This is a genomic window from Oceanobacillus sojae (assembly GCF_900162665.1).
Classification (GTDB): domain Bacteria; phylum Bacillota; class Bacilli; order Bacillales; family Amphibacillaceae; genus Oceanobacillus; species Oceanobacillus sojae_A.
This window is the reverse complement of the sequence record NZ_LT727813.1, coordinates 392,326-407,978: the sequence shown is the minus strand read 5'-3', so window position 1 is coordinate 407,978 and position 15,653 is coordinate 392,326. Positions and strand designations below refer to the sequence as shown.

Annotated in this window: 14 protein-coding genes; 13 read left to right on the top strand and 1 reads right to left on the bottom strand. The window is 37.9% G+C overall.

From position 1 onward, the window contains the following. Positions 1 to 173 precede the first annotated feature (173 nt). The 13 genes from fni (at position 174) to BN1068_RS19280 (ending at position 14,227) form a co-directional block, all read left to right on the top strand. The gene (fni, locus tag BN1068_RS19340) at positions 174 to 1,223 is read left to right on the top strand and encodes a type 2 isopentenyl-diphosphate Delta-isomerase (protein ID WP_077604465.1); all 1,050 of its coding nucleotides are present in this window, start codon (positions 174 to 176) and stop codon (positions 1,221 to 1,223) included. 94 nt (positions 1,224 to 1,317) lie between these two features. Next, a complete protein-coding gene (locus tag BN1068_RS19335) occupies positions 1,318 to 1,767 on the top strand; it encodes a DUF2188 domain-containing protein (RefSeq protein WP_077604464.1) in 450 nt (149 codons plus the stop codon). Between the two features lie 124 nt (positions 1,768 to 1,891). Continuing rightward, entirely contained in the window at positions 1,892 to 2,608 is a 717-nt protein-coding gene (locus tag BN1068_RS19330) for a DsbA family oxidoreductase (protein WP_077604463.1), read from the top strand. Between the two features lie 418 nt (positions 2,609 to 3,026). Beyond that, positions 3,027 to 3,797: an iron ABC transporter ATP-binding protein gene (locus BN1068_RS19325; RefSeq protein WP_077604462.1), complete on the top strand. Its 771-nt coding sequence runs from the start codon at positions 3,027 to 3,029 to the stop codon at positions 3,795 to 3,797. Positions 3,798 to 4,261: 464 nt separating this feature from the next. Next, complete coding sequence (locus BN1068_RS19320; RefSeq protein ID WP_077604461.1) at positions 4,262 to 5,317, top strand: siderophore ABC transporter substrate-binding protein; 1,056 nt, start codon at positions 4,262 to 4,264, stop codon at positions 5,315 to 5,317. A 44-nt stretch (positions 5,318 to 5,361) separates the two neighbouring features. Next, a complete protein-coding gene (locus BN1068_RS19315; RefSeq protein ID WP_139344920.1) occupies positions 5,362 to 6,351 on the top strand; it encodes an ABC transporter permease in 990 nt (329 codons plus the stop codon). 4 nt (positions 6,352 to 6,355) lie between these two features. Continuing rightward, positions 6,356 to 7,411, top strand: a complete 1,056-nt coding sequence (locus tag BN1068_RS19310; RefSeq protein WP_077604459.1) for an iron chelate uptake ABC transporter family permease subunit — start codon at positions 6,356 to 6,358, stop codon at positions 7,409 to 7,411. 89 nt (positions 7,412 to 7,500) lie between these two features. Continuing rightward, positions 7,501 to 9,195, top strand: coding sequence for an ATP-binding protein (locus tag BN1068_RS19305; protein ID WP_254846836.1), 1,695 nt, complete (start codon positions 7,501 to 7,503; stop codon positions 9,193 to 9,195). Positions 9,196 to 9,202: 7 nt separating this feature from the next. Beyond that, positions 9,203 to 9,877 (top strand): response regulator, encoded by a 675-nt coding sequence (locus BN1068_RS19300; RefSeq protein ID WP_077604458.1) that lies wholly within the window; start codon positions 9,203 to 9,205, stop codon positions 9,875 to 9,877. Positions 9,878 to 10,061: 184 nt separating this feature from the next. Beyond that, a complete protein-coding gene (locus BN1068_RS19295; RefSeq protein ID WP_077604457.1) occupies positions 10,062 to 11,072 on the top strand; it encodes a tripartite tricarboxylate transporter substrate binding protein in 1,011 nt (336 codons plus the stop codon). 14 nt (positions 11,073 to 11,086) lie between these two features. Further along, positions 11,087 to 11,608 carry a tripartite tricarboxylate transporter TctB family protein gene (locus BN1068_RS19290; protein WP_368483298.1) on the top strand — a complete coding sequence of 174 codons (522 nt, stop codon included), beginning with the start codon at positions 11,087 to 11,089 and terminating at the stop codon, positions 11,606 to 11,608. 18 nt (positions 11,609 to 11,626) lie between these two features. Continuing rightward, complete coding sequence (locus BN1068_RS19285) at positions 11,627 to 13,132, top strand: tripartite tricarboxylate transporter permease (RefSeq protein WP_077604456.1); 1,506 nt, start codon at positions 11,627 to 11,629, stop codon at positions 13,130 to 13,132. A 366-nt stretch (positions 13,133 to 13,498) separates the two neighbouring features. Then, a complete protein-coding gene (locus BN1068_RS19280) occupies positions 13,499 to 14,227 on the top strand; it encodes a SurA N-terminal domain-containing protein (RefSeq protein ID WP_077604455.1) in 729 nt (242 codons plus the stop codon). A gap of 91 nt (positions 14,228 to 14,318) precedes the next feature. Here the strand turns inward: BN1068_RS19280 and BN1068_RS19275 are convergent, their stop codons facing one another. Next, a complete protein-coding gene (locus BN1068_RS19275) occupies positions 14,319 to 15,539 on the bottom strand; it encodes an Nramp family divalent metal transporter (RefSeq protein WP_077604454.1) in 1,221 nt (406 codons plus the stop codon). Positions 15,540 to 15,653: the final 114 nt, after the last annotated feature.

Sequence of the window (15,653 nt, the reverse complement as noted above, 5' to 3'; positions counted from 1 at the left end):
AAATAAGAGTATAATCTGAATTTTATATGATAAAAGTTCCTGAAAAATGAGCTGTTCAGAAATATTTATTTTTATTTCGTAAGTATGCAGGGACAGCATCATTTATCTTTCATTTATTTCACGAAACAAGTACACTAGATATAGTACTAAATTGAGATAAGCGAGGGACATTTATGGAAAAAGGAATCAACCAACGTAAAACAGAACATATCCGTCTTTGCCTTGAGGGAGAGGTAGAGGGCGTCAATAAATCAACTGGGCTGGAAGGAATTCATTTTCTCCATAATGCTTTGCCGGAGATTGACTTTGCTGATATTTCACTTGCAACGTCATTCTTAAACAAAGCTTTACAGGCGCCATTTCTTGTCAGTTCCATGACAGGCGGTTCAGAGCTGGCGACAACCATCAATCAAAATTTAGCTTTGGCTGCGGAACAAAAAGGATGGGCTTTAGCAATCGGTTCAACAAGGGCATTTCTAGAAAGTGATCAGCATAAAGAATCCTTCCTTATCCGTCAGCAGGCTCCAACAGTGCCGTTAATTGTAAATATTGGAGCTGTTCAATTAAATTACGGCTACGGAGCAGAAGAATGTCAGCGTATTATAGATAAGACAGAGGCCGATTCTATTGTCCTGCACTTAAATTCGTTGCAGGAAGCAGTACAGGATGGCGGCGATTTAAATTTTAAAGACTTGCTGCCGAAGATTGAACAGGTCTGTAAGCAGGTAAATGCACCAGTCGGCGTGAAAGAAGTAGGCTTCGGGATTGATGGAGAAGCTGCCAAAAGACTTTATAATGCAGGAATAGCATACATTGATGTTGCCGGAGCTGGCGGGACGTCATGGAGTCAGGTTGAGAAGTTACGTTCCAAGGACCCATTAAAGAAAGCAGCCGCAGAAGCGTTTAATAATTGGGGAAATCCAACGAAGGATTGTCTGGTGTCTGTACGCAGCCAGCTTCCCGATTCGCCGCTTGTCGCAAGCGGCGGCATGAAAACAGGAGTAGATGCTGCAAAAGCAATTACAATCGGTGCAGATATTATCGGTTATGCAAGACATCTGCTTCAGGCAGCGACTGAATCAGCAGAAGCTGTTGTTCAAACAATGGAGCAATTAGAATTAGAGCTGAAAATGACGATGTTCGGCATTGGCGCTGTCAATCTTGATGAACTGAAAAATACGAAGCGTGTCTCCATTAATGGAAGGTCGCTATTAGATACGTGAAAAAGCGCGGGAGTAATCCCGTGCTTTTTTATGGATAAAGATGTTTTATGCTATGCGAAACGGGAAAACTCCATATAAAAAGGAGGCGTTTTTAATGGTTTGGACAATGAATGATTATCCAAGCTCTATGAAAAATCTTGAAAAACCTGTTCTTAAAAAAGCCATTGATATTGCTAATTCTATGCTTGATGACGGCTATCAGGAAGGACGGGCTATTCCTATAGCCATTGAGCAGGCGAAGGAATGGTATGATAATGCCGATAAAGAAGAGATTCGCAGCTATGAAAAAAGCGGAAAACCAACACAGCGCTCTAAAGAAGGGAAAGAAAAAACAAATAACCCGGAACGGCTGGAAGAAGGAGAAGAGGTCTATAGCCATGATGAAGGCTGGGCTATAGCGTCTGCAGGCTCCAGCCAGGCAAGTCAAATATTTGATAACAAAGAGGAAGCAGTGAAAAGAGCAGCGGAAATTGCCAAAAATAAAGGGACATCCTTAACCATTTATCGGGCGGATGGGGCAATAGAGGATAAAAGAAATTACTGATTCTTCCGCGCTATCTCCCTGATATTTTAGATGTGAGTATTGTCATTGACGAGGATGAATGCAGATTACTTTGTTCCCAGGTTTCCTTGTGCTAAAATAAGTGAGGAAATTGAGGTGAACATAAATGAAAGTTGAAATATGGTCTGACTTTGTATGCCCATTTTGTTATATTGGAAAACGCCGGTTTGAACACGCGTTGGAGAATTTTCCACATCGTGATCAAGTAGCTGTGCAATTTAGAAGCTATCAGCTCGACCCGGCTGCGCAGCATGTCCCAGATAAAAAGTATGATGAGACATTTTCTGAGCTGAAGGGTATCCCTTTAGAGCAGGTATCTGTAATGAATAAACAAGTAGCGGATCAAGCTGAAGAGGTTGGTTTAACTTACCGCTTTGATACGATGAAGTATAGTAATACCTTTGATGCGCATCGAATTGCTAAGCTGGCTACTGAAAATAAAAAAGAAGCTGAGCTAACGGAACGTTTATTTCAAGCGCATTTTACCGATTCTGAGCTGCTGAGTGATAAAAATACATTGATCCGGCTGGCTGAAGAAGCAGGTTTAAATAGAGAAGATGCTGAAAATGTATTAGACAGCTGTAAATTTCGTAATAAAGTCAATGAAGATATAGATTTAGCAAAACAGCTTGGTGTCCAGGGAGTTCCTTTCTTCGTATTTAATGAAAAATACGCTGTTTCTGGCGCACAGCCGCAAGAGACCTTTACTCAAGTACTTGAAAAGGTTTGGCAGGAGGAGCAGGAAAAGCCTGTTTTGCAATCATTAAACCCAAATGAGAATAAAACATCCTACTGTACTGGTGATGGATGTGAGAATAAATAAAGAAGAAGCGATTATCCGTGTCGCTGTAAATGAAAGGGAACTTTCCTTTATTTAGCATTAACGATGATGAATATGACAAAAAATTGAACGTAAATCAAAAAAAACTGCCAATAAGGGCAGTTTTTTTTGTTATTCTCTAATTAATATGAAACTTCCATTGACGATGGCTGAAAATTTGATATACTAGGTATTGGTATCTAATTGATAATGAATATCATTATTATTTAGAATGATTGGAATTTGATAATGATTATTATCTGCATGAAGTTTGAATGAATTTTAAAAATAAGGAAGTTTGATGAATTCATGCAGAGAAAGGCATTGCATATATGGAAGATTTAGCATTCGGTTACATACTAATGCTTTTTCACTTACTTCTATTTGCTAGTTAATACTTAAAGAAAGTAGGGGCTGCGAGATGATCGAAATTAAAGGATTGACAAAGAGGTTTGGAAATAAACCTATTATAAAAGATGTATCGGTTCAAATTAAGCCTAACAAAATTACGTCGTTTATTGGACCAAATGGTGCAGGGAAATCAACGCTGCTCTCCATGGTAAGCCGTCTGCTTGATGCAGACACTGGAGATGTATTACTTGATAAAAACAATATAAAGAATATGAAATCTAATGATTTTGCCAAGCGCATTGCCATTTTAAGACAATCAAACTTTTTTAACGTAAAATTGACGATCCGGCAATTGGTATCATTTGGCCGCTATCCTTACTCAAAAGGCCGTCTAAATAAGGAGGATAACCGAATCGTTGATCAGGCAATCGAATATCTGAACTTAACAGATATCCAGCATAAATTCTTGGATGAACTGTCCGGAGGTCAAAAGCAGCGGGCATTTATTTCCATGGTTATTGCCCAGGATACAGAATATATTCTACTGGATGAGCCATTGAATAATCTGGATATGAAGCATTCTGTACAAATTATGAAAATATTACGCAAGCTTGTTGATGAGCTGGGTAAAACGGTTGTAATTGTATTGCATGATATTAACTTTGCTTCTGTTTATTCGGATTACATTGTAGCTTTAAAAGATGGACATCTGATAAAAGATGGTCCAACACACGAAATTATTAATTCAGAGGCATTAAACGAAGTCTATGATATGCATATTCCAGTCCACATGCAAAACGGCTGCCGTTTTTGTGTATACTTTGATTCGCATATAAGTTAAATGAAAATGAACCGTTTGGAGCTTCCGAATGCCAACAAGTTGGTCAGGTGATGGTTTTCTCAATAAACACCTGCCTGAGAACTCGTCTTCTTTGTGACAGTTAACTGACAACGACTATTCTAATTCATGCGTGCTTCTTGTATAGGAAGCACGCATGTCTATGATGTGGAACATGTATTTTCCCGGCCTGCTCATGATAAAACGAGAGTAAAGGAACATTCGAATTAGTGATTATTGTATAATATATAAATTTCAAAATACTGTTGACAACGATTCTTAATTTGATATACTTTAAACATACTAATTGAGATTGATTATCATTATCAAAAAAAGTTATGTTATAACAAAAATAGAAATAATAATTATTATTTAAATCATGCGCTACAAATATAACGCAGATATTCATTTGATCAATTCAATAGTCTAATCATTAATAAAATATACATAAAGGAAGAGGTAGGAGAATGAGAAAATCAAATTTTTTCAAGTCAACGTTTATTATAGCAATCTTCGCTATCTTTGCATTGATGCTGGCAGCTTGTTCAAATTCAGGGGATGAAAATGAAAATGCTGATGACCAGACAAGCGATTCTGCTGAAACGGATGAAGGAGCAGAGGATTCTGCTGAAGATACAACGGTTGAAATTACGGATGCTCATGGAACAGTTGAAGTTCCAGTAAATCCAAAGAATGTGGTTTCTTTAGATAGTAGAACTTTTCAAACATTATCTGACTGGGGCATTGAATTAGCAGCTGCTCCAAGAGATTTAATACCTGAAAATATTGCTTATGCAACTGATGAATCAATTGAAAACATTGGGAACCACCGTGAACCAAACCTTGAAATTATCGCAGCGGTAGACCCTGATCTTGTCATTGTCGGACAAAGATTTGGCAATTATTACGAAGATATAAAAGAATTAGTGCCAAATGCAGCTGTTATTGATCTTAACTTTGATGTTTCCGAAGAAGCTGACACACCTGGAGAAAACTTAGAAAACGGATTTAAGGATGTTACAAACTCTCTTGGACAAATTTTTGATAAAAATGAGGAAGCTGAACAATTGACAGCTGATTTTGATCAAGCGATTGAAGATGCTAAAGCTGCTTATAACGGAACGGATACAATAATGAGTGTTATCGTATCTGGTGGAGACATTAATTTTGCAGCTCCTCATTCCGGCCGTGTATGGGGACCATTATACGACATTTTTGACTGGACTCCGGCATTAGAAATTGACCAGGCTTCTGCAGACCACCAAGGCGATGATATTTCTGTTGAAGCTATTGCAGAAACAGACCCTGACTGGATTTTCGTAATGGACCGTGATGCTGCTATATCATCTGAAGAGGAGGCAACCCCTGCTCAGGATGTCATTGATAATGCACCTGCACTTCAAAACACAACTGCTGTTACTGAAGGACAAATAGTTTATGCACCGGCAGATACCTATACAAATGAATCCATACAAACATTTACTAAATTATTTGAAGATCTTGCAAATACTTTAGCTGAATAGTATAGAGGAGTATAACTATAGTGCTAAAAAATACAATACAAAAAATGTTCGGGGCTGGGAATTCTCAGCCCCTGCATTCAAATCATCAAAAAATATGGACAAAGCCTTTTATATTAGCAGTCATCATTGTTATTATTTTAGGTATTATTTCCATGCTTGTAGGAGTTTATGATATACGGGGAAAAGAAGATGGAATGGATATGTTTTTCATCACCCGTATTCCAAGAACAGCCGCATTAATGCTTACCGGAGCCGCCATGGCGATGTCCGGGCTTGTGATGCAGCTTATTACACAGAATCGTTTAGTTGAACCTACCACAACAGGAACGATTGAATGGGCAGGCTTAGGTCTGGTTGTCGTTTACTTATTATCTCCTGCACCGACTTTATTCCAAAGAATGACTGGAGCAATCATTTTTTCCTTTATAGGAACGATGGTTTTCTTTTTGTTTTTAAGAAGAGTGAAGCTTCGATCGTCTTTAATTGTACCGATTATCGGGATAATGCTTGGAGCGGTTATTTCTGCAGTTTCCACATTTGTCGGTCTCGTTTTTCAAATGTCGCAAAGTGTTGAAACCTGGTTTGTAGGCTCTTTTGCATCGATTCAAGTTGGCAGATACGAATATTTATGGCTGATTGTTATCATTACTGTTCTTATTTTTATCTATGCTGACAGATTGACTTTAGCTGGATTAGGAGAAGATATTACAACAAGTCTTGGAGTGAGTTATAATAAGATTGTTCTTATTGGTACTGCTCTTATTGCTGTTGCAGTTGGAATTGTTGCAGCTGTTATCGGGAACTTACCGTTTCTGGGTTTAATTGTCCCCAATATTGTTTCTATGTTTAGAGGCGATGATCTCAGGAGCAATCTGCCTTGGGTATGTGTGTCCGGAATGGCTGCTTTAACCATTTCTGATATAATATCGCGAACAATTATTATGCCGTTTGAAGTGCCTGTCTCTTTGATACTTGGAACAGTGGGGGCAGTCGTATTTATTGTTATTTTGTTAAGAAGAAGGAGGCTGGGATAACAAATTGGAATATACTAATGAAAAAAATGTCAAAACGGATCCCGGCCTTCTTAATAAAGATAAACCTTCTAAAGCTTTTCGTTCCAAAAAGGAGGAAAGGCGTTATTGGATATTATTGATAGCGCTGATTGGTTTGGGTATTCTTTCTTCATACGGACTTTTAGTTTATAACAATCCAGTTCCAGTAGACTCCCCTTCCTTTATCCCAGTTGCTAAAAGAAGAATGGTAGCTATTGTTTCCATGATTATTGCTGCAGTTTGTCAAAGCTTGGCGACCGTTGCTTTCCAATCGGTTACAAATAATCGGGTTATAACTCCTTCGCTTTTAGGGTTTGAAGCACTTTATTCCACGATTCATACGAGTACCATGTTTTTCTTTGGTGCCAGCGCATTTATAGGTTATATGGGTACTGGATCATTTTTATTTCAAGTGGCTATTATGGTCGCGATGTGTTTAATCCTTTATGGATGGTTACTTTCTGGAAAGTATGGAAATTTACAGCTTATGCTTTTGGTTGGAATTATTATTGGAACGGGACTAAGGTCTTTATCAACCTTTATGAGAAAACTGCTTGCCCCTTCTGAGTTTGATATCCTGCAGGCAAAGCTGTTTGGTTCTGTTAATAATGCGGATGTAGAATATTTTCCTATCGCAATTCCAATAGTAATTGTTGTAGCATTCCTTCTCTTTGCTTATGCGAAGAAATTAAATGTATTGTCACTCGGAAAAGAGATTTCCAGTTCATTAGGAGTTAATCATAAGTTTAGTATTATTTATGTTCTTGTATTAGTTTCTATTTTGATGTCCATCTCAACTGCTTTAGTCGGACCGCTTACTTTCTTCGGTTTTTTGGTTGCAACGTTGAGTTATCAGCTGGCAAGAACGTATGATCACAGATATATTTTTCCAATGGCGCTTGCTATCGGATTCCTGATACTAACGGGTGCATATTTTATTATGAATCATGTATTCAACGCGCAAGGTGTTGTTTCAATTATAATTGAAATCGTTGGTGGAGTAACATTCTTAATTATCATCTTAAAGAGAAAGACGTTATGATCCTTCAAGTTTATCTATATTTCTATATCCTTCCATCTGTTAAGAGTCATGTATGATTGCTTTCAACAGATTGGGGGATATTTTTTTATTTGGTAAAATTTTTAGAAAATGTAGATAGAATGAAGAAAGATAGTATAATAAATATAGCAGTAAGCGCTTACTGGGAGGTGATTATTATAATAAAATGGTTAAATCAAGTAAATCTTCTGACTAAGATTCTGGTACTTATTATTGGACTAATCCTATTTGTAACCATATTATTAACCGGATTCTATAGCTATATGGAAGCAGAAACGACGGAGGAGGAGATTGGTGAACATGCTTTACAAACAGCAAAAATGGTAGCGAATATGCCTTCTATCCGTGAAGGGTTTTCACAAGAGGATCCTGAAGAAACAATCCAGCCGGTTGCCGAAGAAATGAGAGAATTAGCAGGGGCTGAATTTATTGTTATTGGAAATACGGAAGGGATCCGTTATTCCCATCCGGATAAAAATAAGCTGGGGAAACATATGGTAGGAGGCGATAATGATGCAGCACTAATAGATGGAGAGTCATATGTTTCGCGTGCAGAAGGAAGCTTAGGCCCTTCTTTAAGAGGAAAAACACCTGTCTGGAATTATGAAGGAGAGATTGTAGGCGTTGTTTCCGTTGGCTATATGATAAAAGATATTAATGCAATTATTTTTGATAATATTAAAAAATTACTTATCCCTTCTATTATCGTATTAATTATTGGAGCCATCGGCGGATTGCTGCTGACAAAAAATATCCGCAGTCAATTAATGGGATTTGAGCCTCATAAGATGACTTCTTTATACCGGCAGAGAAATGCTATCCTTTCAACAGTCCATGAGGGAATAATCTCAGTTAATGCAAACGGTATTATCCAATTGATGAATCAGTCTGCTGAGAAATTGTTAGATGGGAAGCAAAAAGCCTTTTTTAATCAACCCATTTCAAAAATTCTGCCCGAGCTTCCATTATCTTCGCTTATTGAAAGCGGACAAGCATACCGTAATAAACAGATGGAGGTAAATGACAGACATATCATATTTAATATGATTCCCATTTACGATCAGAATCAGATGAAAGGCGCCGTATTAAGCTTTCGTGATAAGACAGAATTAAAGGAAATGATTGATACATTAGGTGAGGTAAGAAGTTATTCGGAAGAGCTTCGGGCACAGACACATGAATATACGAATCGTCTATATGTACTTTCAGGGATGCTGCAGCTTGGTAATTTTGAAGAAGCAATTGAATTAATCCAAAAAGAAACGCAAACGGTAGAAATTCAAAATAAAATAGTTTATGACCAGATCAGTGATAAAACGGTACAGGCTATTTTATTAGGGAAGATTGGAAAAGCGTCAGAGTTGAAAATTAATTTCTTAATAGATGATTATAGTTCATTGTCTGAGGTGACAGATTATGTTGAACCGACCAACCTGATTACTATTTTAGGGAACGTAATTGATAACGCACTGGATGCTGTAAGAAATCAGGAAAATGGAACAGTTCATTTTTTCTCAACGGATATTGGTCATGACTATATTTTTGAAGTAGCGGATAATGGACTTGGTATTGACAAGAAAGATATAAATCGCATTTTTCACCGTAGATTCTCTACAAAAGACAAAGTGAAACGTGGATATGGCTTAGCGACGGTCAGGGATACAATTGATAATCTGCACGGCAGAATTGAAGTGAAAAGTAATCTGGATGAGGGTACAATTTTTACAATATTTATTCCAAAGCATCAGTCAAAAAAGACGGGGTGATAAGTGTATGATACAGACTTTAATAGTAGAAGATGATTATCGTATCGCTGAGATTCATAGTGAATTCATAGAGCGTCTCGACAATATAAAATTAGTTGGAAAAGCATTAAATGGAAAAGAAGCGATTGGATTTGCGGAGAAATTTACTATTGACCTGGTAATTCTTGATTTATATATTCCAGATATTTCCGGGTTAGAGATATTAGATGAATTACGAAGGCGCCAGGGAGATATGGATGCGATTATTATTTCAGCTGCATCTGAAAAAAATATGATTCACCGGACGGTTCGTAAGGGTGTATTTGATTATATGATTAAGCCGATTAAGCGGGAAAGGCTCATTGAGTCTATCAAGCGTTATCAGTTATTTAATGAGCGTTTTAGTAACGAGGAAAACATTAATCAGAAATTTTTAGATAATCATTTTGGTTTGATGAGAAATGTAGAAATAGAAGCGCAGCGGACGCCAAAAGGAATTGATCCTTTAACATTAAATAAAATAAAAAAAATGATCGATCAGACAAAGGATGGGGTGGCTGCAGAGAAAATGGGGGAGAATATAGGAGTCTCACGGACAACAGCCCGACGTTATTTGGAGTATCTTACTTCTCTGGGAGAAATAAAAGCTGATCTGGCATATGGTGCAGTTGGAAGACCAGAACGAAGATATTATCGTTTATAAAATTGCAGGGAGAGCTTTCTTCCCTGCGATTTTTTTTGCTGCTGATAAAAAGCGTGAACAAAATGAATAAAATAAACAGAAAGAAATTATTGAGATTAATTTTGAAAACGTTTACATTTATAGTTTTAATCCTCTATAGTGTTTTTAAGATAGGAAATAAACATATAAAAGGGGAGAAATAAGAATGAAAAAAATGTTACTTATTGCCTTATTCTTTTTTAGTGTCGTACTAGCTGCTTGTGGAAACGGTAATAACGCGGATGAATCAGAGGCATCAGATGGAAGCTGGGAGCCGGAAGAAAGCATAGAAATTGTAGCACCGGCTGGAGCAGGTGGAGGCTGGGATACAACTGCAAGAATGGTTGCCAAAGTGTTGGGTGAAGAAGGAATGATTGAAGAGAATATCGGTGTTGTGAACAAAACGGGAGGAGGGGGAGCAGTAGGCTGGTCCTATATCGCTAACTATGAGGGAAACCCGTATAAGTTATTTGTTGCTTCACCGCCAATTATATTAATTCCGTTGAACGGTCAGTCAGAATACGGCCACGAAGACTTTACTCCTTTAGCGAATCTGATTGCTGATTATGGTGCATTTGCGGTACGTGAGGATGCGGAATGGGATGATCTGAATGAATTGTTTGAGGATATGAAAGATGACCCGGACAGTGTAACAGTTGTCGGTGAATCAGCTCCGGGAAGTATGGATCATATTCAATTTGTTCAAATTGCCAAAGCAGCAGGCGTAGATATAACGAAAATCAGATATGTTTCTGCACAAGATGGAGAATCTCTTACACAATTGCTGAACGGGAGTGTAGATGTTTATTCCACAGGAATGGCTGAAACAGTTGAACAGGTAAAGGCAGACAATATTAAGGTGTTAGGAATTACTGCTCCTGAAAGGTTGGAAGGAGAGGTTATAGAGGATTTCCCAACTGCCATAGAGCAGGGAATTGATGAAACTTTTGTTAACTGGAGAGGTTTCTTTGGAGCTCCGGGAATGGATGAGGCTTCTATTGCTTACTATGAAGACAAGTTTAAGGAATTAAGTGATTCCGAAGCATTTGCAGAAATTCGCGACCAGTTTGGCTGGGATGAAGAATATATGGGACATGAGGAATACAAAGCGTTCCTTGATGAACAAAAAGAACAGGTTCAAGTATTGTTAGATGATTTAGGATTAAATAACGAATAAGGTGATCAAAGCCAATGATTCGGTATCTATCTGTTTCATTGGCTTTGCCGCCAATTAATCGAATAGAGGTGATTGCATTGTTAAAGTCAATGAACAGCCGGATTAGTTTAATATTACTGGTTATTGCTGTTGTCTATTTAATTCTCTCCTATCAGCTGCCGTCATACGCTTATACAGAAGTAGACGCGGATGCCATCCCGAAAGCCTTAGGATGGCTGTTAGTCTTTTTAGCAATATTATTATTTTTTTCAAAAGATAACGAAACGGAAGAACAGCGGCAAAAGAGAAATATCCCTAAAAAAGAAATCGGAATGTTGCTGGGAGTTGGAGCACTTATATTTTTGTATATTTTCCTTTTGGAAATACTTGGATTTATCGTGGTATCTGCGCTTTTTATTTTCTTCTGTTCTATATTTTTAGGCTATAAAAGCCATATTGTGAATGGCATTGTCTCGGTTGCATTCTCAGCTTTTATTTATTTTATATTTACATCGTTATTACAGATATCATTACCATCAGGAATCTTACCTTTATAGAGAAGGAGGGGAAATTATATGGGAGCTATAGAAGGAATTATTACTGGATTTCAAACGGCTTTTAGTCTGCAAAGTATTTTTTTCGTAATGATAGGAGTTTTTATAGGAACATTTATAGGGATGCTGCCCGGTCTGGGCCCGATTAGTGCGATAGCTGTTATGATACCAATTACTTTTGGAATGGATCCGACAGTCGCTTTGATTATGATGGCCGGCGTTTATTACGGTGCTATTTTTGGAGGATCTACATCGTCTATTTTACTAAACGCTCCAGGTGTATCTGGAACGGTAGCGACTTCCTTTGACGGGTATCCAATGGCACAGCGGGGAGAAGCAGGCAAAGCTCTGGCAATAGCAGCAATTGCATCCTTTGTTGGCGGGACTGTGAGTGTGGTGCTGCTTATGCTGCTGGCGCCGATGCTTGCGAGTGTGGCCATTTCTTTTTCTCCGGCTGCTTATTTTGCTTTGATGTTATTGGGATTGACTGCTATATCGAGCTTATCTGAAGGTTCAACGGTAAAAGCGTTAATATCCGCGGTAGCGGGCTTCATGGTTGTTACAATAGGAATAGATGCACAATCAGGTACGCAGCGGTTTACCTTTGGAAATACCAACTTATTAGATGGACTTGATTTCTTGGTTATTGCCCTGGGGTTATTTGCCTTAGCAGAAGTTTGTACATTGATTTTAAACAGGAAGGATAAATCGATTCAAAACGCACATAAAATCGGCAGTTTAAAATTAAGCAAACAGGATTGGAAAGAGATGACCGGACCTATGTCCAGACACTCTATTATCGGGTTTATCTTAGGGGTACTTCCTGGTGCTGGAGCAACAATCGCATCGTTTATTTCCTATATTACGGAAAAAAGAATTTCTAAGAACCCAGAAGAGTTTGGAAAAGGCTCTGTAAAAGGATTGGCAGCTCCTGAAACATCGAATAATGCAGCAACCAGTGGTGCTTTTGTACCGCTTTTAAGCTTGGGAATACCCGGTTCTGGAACAACTGCTGTATTATTAGGAGCATTTTTAGTGCTGGGGGTACAGCCAGGGCCATTATTGATGACAGATCAGCCGGAAATTTTTTGGGGTATAATTGTCAGTATGTATATTGGCAATATCTTTTTGCTTATATTGAATTTACCATTAATTCCTTACATAGCAAAGATATTAATGGTACCGAGACCAATGTTGATTTCATTGGTTATCATGTTTAGTATGATTGGAGTTTATGCCATCAGCTTCAATACATTTGATTTATACATGTTATTATTATTTGGTGTTGTTGGGTTTTTAATGCGATTATTTTCTTTTCCTGCACCGCCGTTTATCCTGGCGTTTATCCTTGGAGGAATGCTAGAGCAGTCATTCCGTCAATCTTTGACGATATCAAACGGAAGTTTCTCTATTTTTTTCCAGGATCCGATAGCTGTCAGCATTTTAGCGGTAGCGGCATTATCCTTATTCGTGCCATTGATTTCAAAATTAAGAAAAGGGAATAACAATGCAAAGAAAAAACATTAAAAAACAGGTAGCATTTCATTGATAATTTCGGAATAATGAACCTGCCCAGGAGCTGCATTTATACTGCTCCTGGGCAGGTTTTCTATATTTAGCAAGTAAAACAGTCCGCATTTAGAGGATACGGCAGCTTTACCAGCTTGCGTAACCATTTTTTATTTATCCTGTCCAAGAAGCCCTTTTATCTTTCAAGTATAAAAAATGAAACTGTGATAGAGACTATTATTAAAGGGAAATTTCCGTTTCCTGTTAGGAGATGAAGATTTACACTTGGTTATCTGGAATAAATTAAAAGCTCGTAAACTTGAAACAAGATAACGATGTATGATTGAATGGAACATAACAAATTTTAAAGTGAGGGATGTTTAAATGAAGAAACTGTCATTAACGATAATGATGATTATAACCATGCTCTTAGCAGCATGTGGAAATGACGATAATAATACAGAACAAAAAGAGGAAGGAGACCAGCAGCAAGAGGGTACTCCAGAGCAGCAAGAACAGGCAACACCTGAATTCGAAGATGATGAATTTCTTGACGAAGAAGAACCTGTTGTTTCTGTAAATGGAGAAGAGGTTCAGGGTTCTGCTTATAATAGAGCCTATCCATTAGTTAAATCAGTCATGTTTCAATCTGGACAAGATGTAGAAGATACAGAGGCATTGCAGGATGAGACAATTAAATTCCTGGTGGAGCAGGAGCTTATTATGCAAGAAGCAAATGAAGCTGGTGTGGAAGTAACAGATGAGGAGGTTCAGGAAGAGTTAGATGCAATGAAAGAAACAGATGAAGAACAATTTCAAACTACACTCGATCAATTACATTTAAGCGAAGAGCAGTATGCAGAGCAATTAAAGTTTGATCTTGCAACCGGAAAATATATGGAAGAAGAATTTGATGTGGAAGTGACAGATGAAGAAGTTGAAGAGATGTATGATCAAATGGCAGAGCAGTCTGGTGATCAGGAGGCAGGAGAACTGAATGATGAAACCAGAGCTCAGCTTGAAGGAATGATTGCACAGAATAAACAGCGGGAGCAATATGCAGAGAAAGTAAATGAACTAAGAGAATCTGCAGAGATCGAAGAATTAATATAAAAAAGTATAGAAAAATCCAGTCATTTTCAAAAGATGACTGGATTTTTCTATGAAGAATTATCTGTAAAACCTGAATTAAGAAAGCTTCACTTTATAAAAAGCTGCGAATTGCATCTACAAGGCTGTATGTACCGAGGAATATTACCACAGCTGTTACAAGCCAGCCGATAATATTTAACCAAAGCGCATTGACGTATTTACCCATAGCGTTTTTCTTATTGACAACAATCATAATTAGTATTGCAATAAGTGGCAAAATCAGGCCGTTCAGTGCCTGGGCGACAAGCAAAACCTCTAAAGGCTCAAAGCCGAGTCCTGAAGTGATGATACCGAAAATAATAACCGCACTGAAAACAGTTTTATATTTTTTATTAGAGAATCCGCCTTCCCATCTCATAAAACTGCTGACCGTAACAGCAGCTCCCATCGGGGAAGCAATTGCTGAAGAAAAACCGGCAGCAAAAAGGCCAATACTGATAAATATCGGTGCTAAATCTCCCATCAGAGGCTGTAAAGGCGATGCAAGCTGAACCACGCTGGTAACTTCCGTGCCTTGAATTAATGCACCAGCCGTAATTAGAATGGCAGCTGTAATAATTCCTCCTACGGTAATGGAGATAATCGTATCTGCTCTGACTGCTTTTAAATCATTGATATTGTTCCATTTCTGTCCAACTGTCGATGCATGTATAAAAAAGTTATATGGAACAACCGTCGTACCGATTAAAGCAATAATCATCAGAATAGAACCTTCTGGAATAGAAGGAACGAAAGCTCCCTTAAACAAACCTAAAATATCGGGACCGGCTACAAACATAGTGGTAATAAATGTAACACTCATGACAGCAATTAATACAATCATTACTTTTTCTATAAATTTATATCCGCCAATCAGATTAAGAATTAGAATGATAATTCCGATAATTGGAGCAACATGATTTTCAGATATACCGGTTAAATAAGAAACACCCAGCGAGGTTCCTAATAAGTCACCGCTGATATATGCAGCACAACCTACACAAACTGCAATAAGGACAATCCATACCGCCGCGAATTTTAGAATTTGATTTTGAAATAATTCCCTGATGTTTTCCCCTAGTCCTTGCTGTGTTACAATTCCAATTCTGGCTACCATCTCCTGCAGAATAATAGTAGCTACAATTGAAAAAATAACTGCCCATAATAGTGCAAATCCGAATCCAGCCCCCGCTCGTGTTGCTGTAGTTACTGTACCTGGTCCGATAAAAGAAGCGGTAATAATAGCACCTGGGCCGATGACTTTAAGCTTCTCAACAAATTTTGACTGAGCCAAGTTAACTCCTCCTTTGTCTGTAATTAATAAGGAGAGTTCCCTTATTATTTATTTAGTAAACCGGAAAGTAGGAAGCTTTCCGGTTTATACAAATCCAATGTTTTTCATTCATGG

Excerpts from the sequence above, each read along its gene's own strand:
- fni (WP_077604465.1), top strand. The coding sequence starts at position 174 with ATGGAAAAAGGAATCAACCAACGTAAAACAGAACATATCCGTCTTTGC.
- BN1068_RS19335 (WP_077604464.1), top strand. The coding sequence starts at position 1,318 with ATGGTTTGGACAATGAATGATTATCCAAGCTCTATGAAAAATCTTGAA.
- BN1068_RS19330 (WP_077604463.1), top strand. The coding sequence starts at position 1,892 with ATGAAAGTTGAAATATGGTCTGACTTTGTATGCCCATTTTGTTATATT.
- BN1068_RS19325 (WP_077604462.1), top strand. The coding sequence starts at position 3,027 with ATGATCGAAATTAAAGGATTGACAAAGAGGTTTGGAAATAAACCTATT.
- BN1068_RS19320 (WP_077604461.1), top strand. The coding sequence starts at position 4,262 with ATGAGAAAATCAAATTTTTTCAAGTCAACGTTTATTATAGCAATCTTC.
- BN1068_RS19315 (WP_139344920.1), top strand. The coding sequence starts at position 5,362 with ATGTTCGGGGCTGGGAATTCTCAGCCCCTGCATTCAAATCATCAAAAA.
- BN1068_RS19300 (WP_077604458.1), top strand. The coding sequence starts at position 9,203 with ATGATACAGACTTTAATAGTAGAAGATGATTATCGTATCGCTGAGATT.
- BN1068_RS19295 (WP_077604457.1), top strand. The coding sequence starts at position 10,062 with ATGAAAAAAATGTTACTTATTGCCTTATTCTTTTTTAGTGTCGTACTA.
- BN1068_RS19290 (WP_368483298.1), top strand. The coding sequence starts at position 11,087 with ATGATTCGGTATCTATCTGTTTCATTGGCTTTGCCGCCAATTAATCGA.
- BN1068_RS19285 (WP_077604456.1), top strand. The coding sequence starts at position 11,627 with ATGGGAGCTATAGAAGGAATTATTACTGGATTTCAAACGGCTTTTAGT.
- BN1068_RS19280 (WP_077604455.1), top strand. The coding sequence starts at position 13,499 with ATGAAGAAACTGTCATTAACGATAATGATGATTATAACCATGCTCTTA.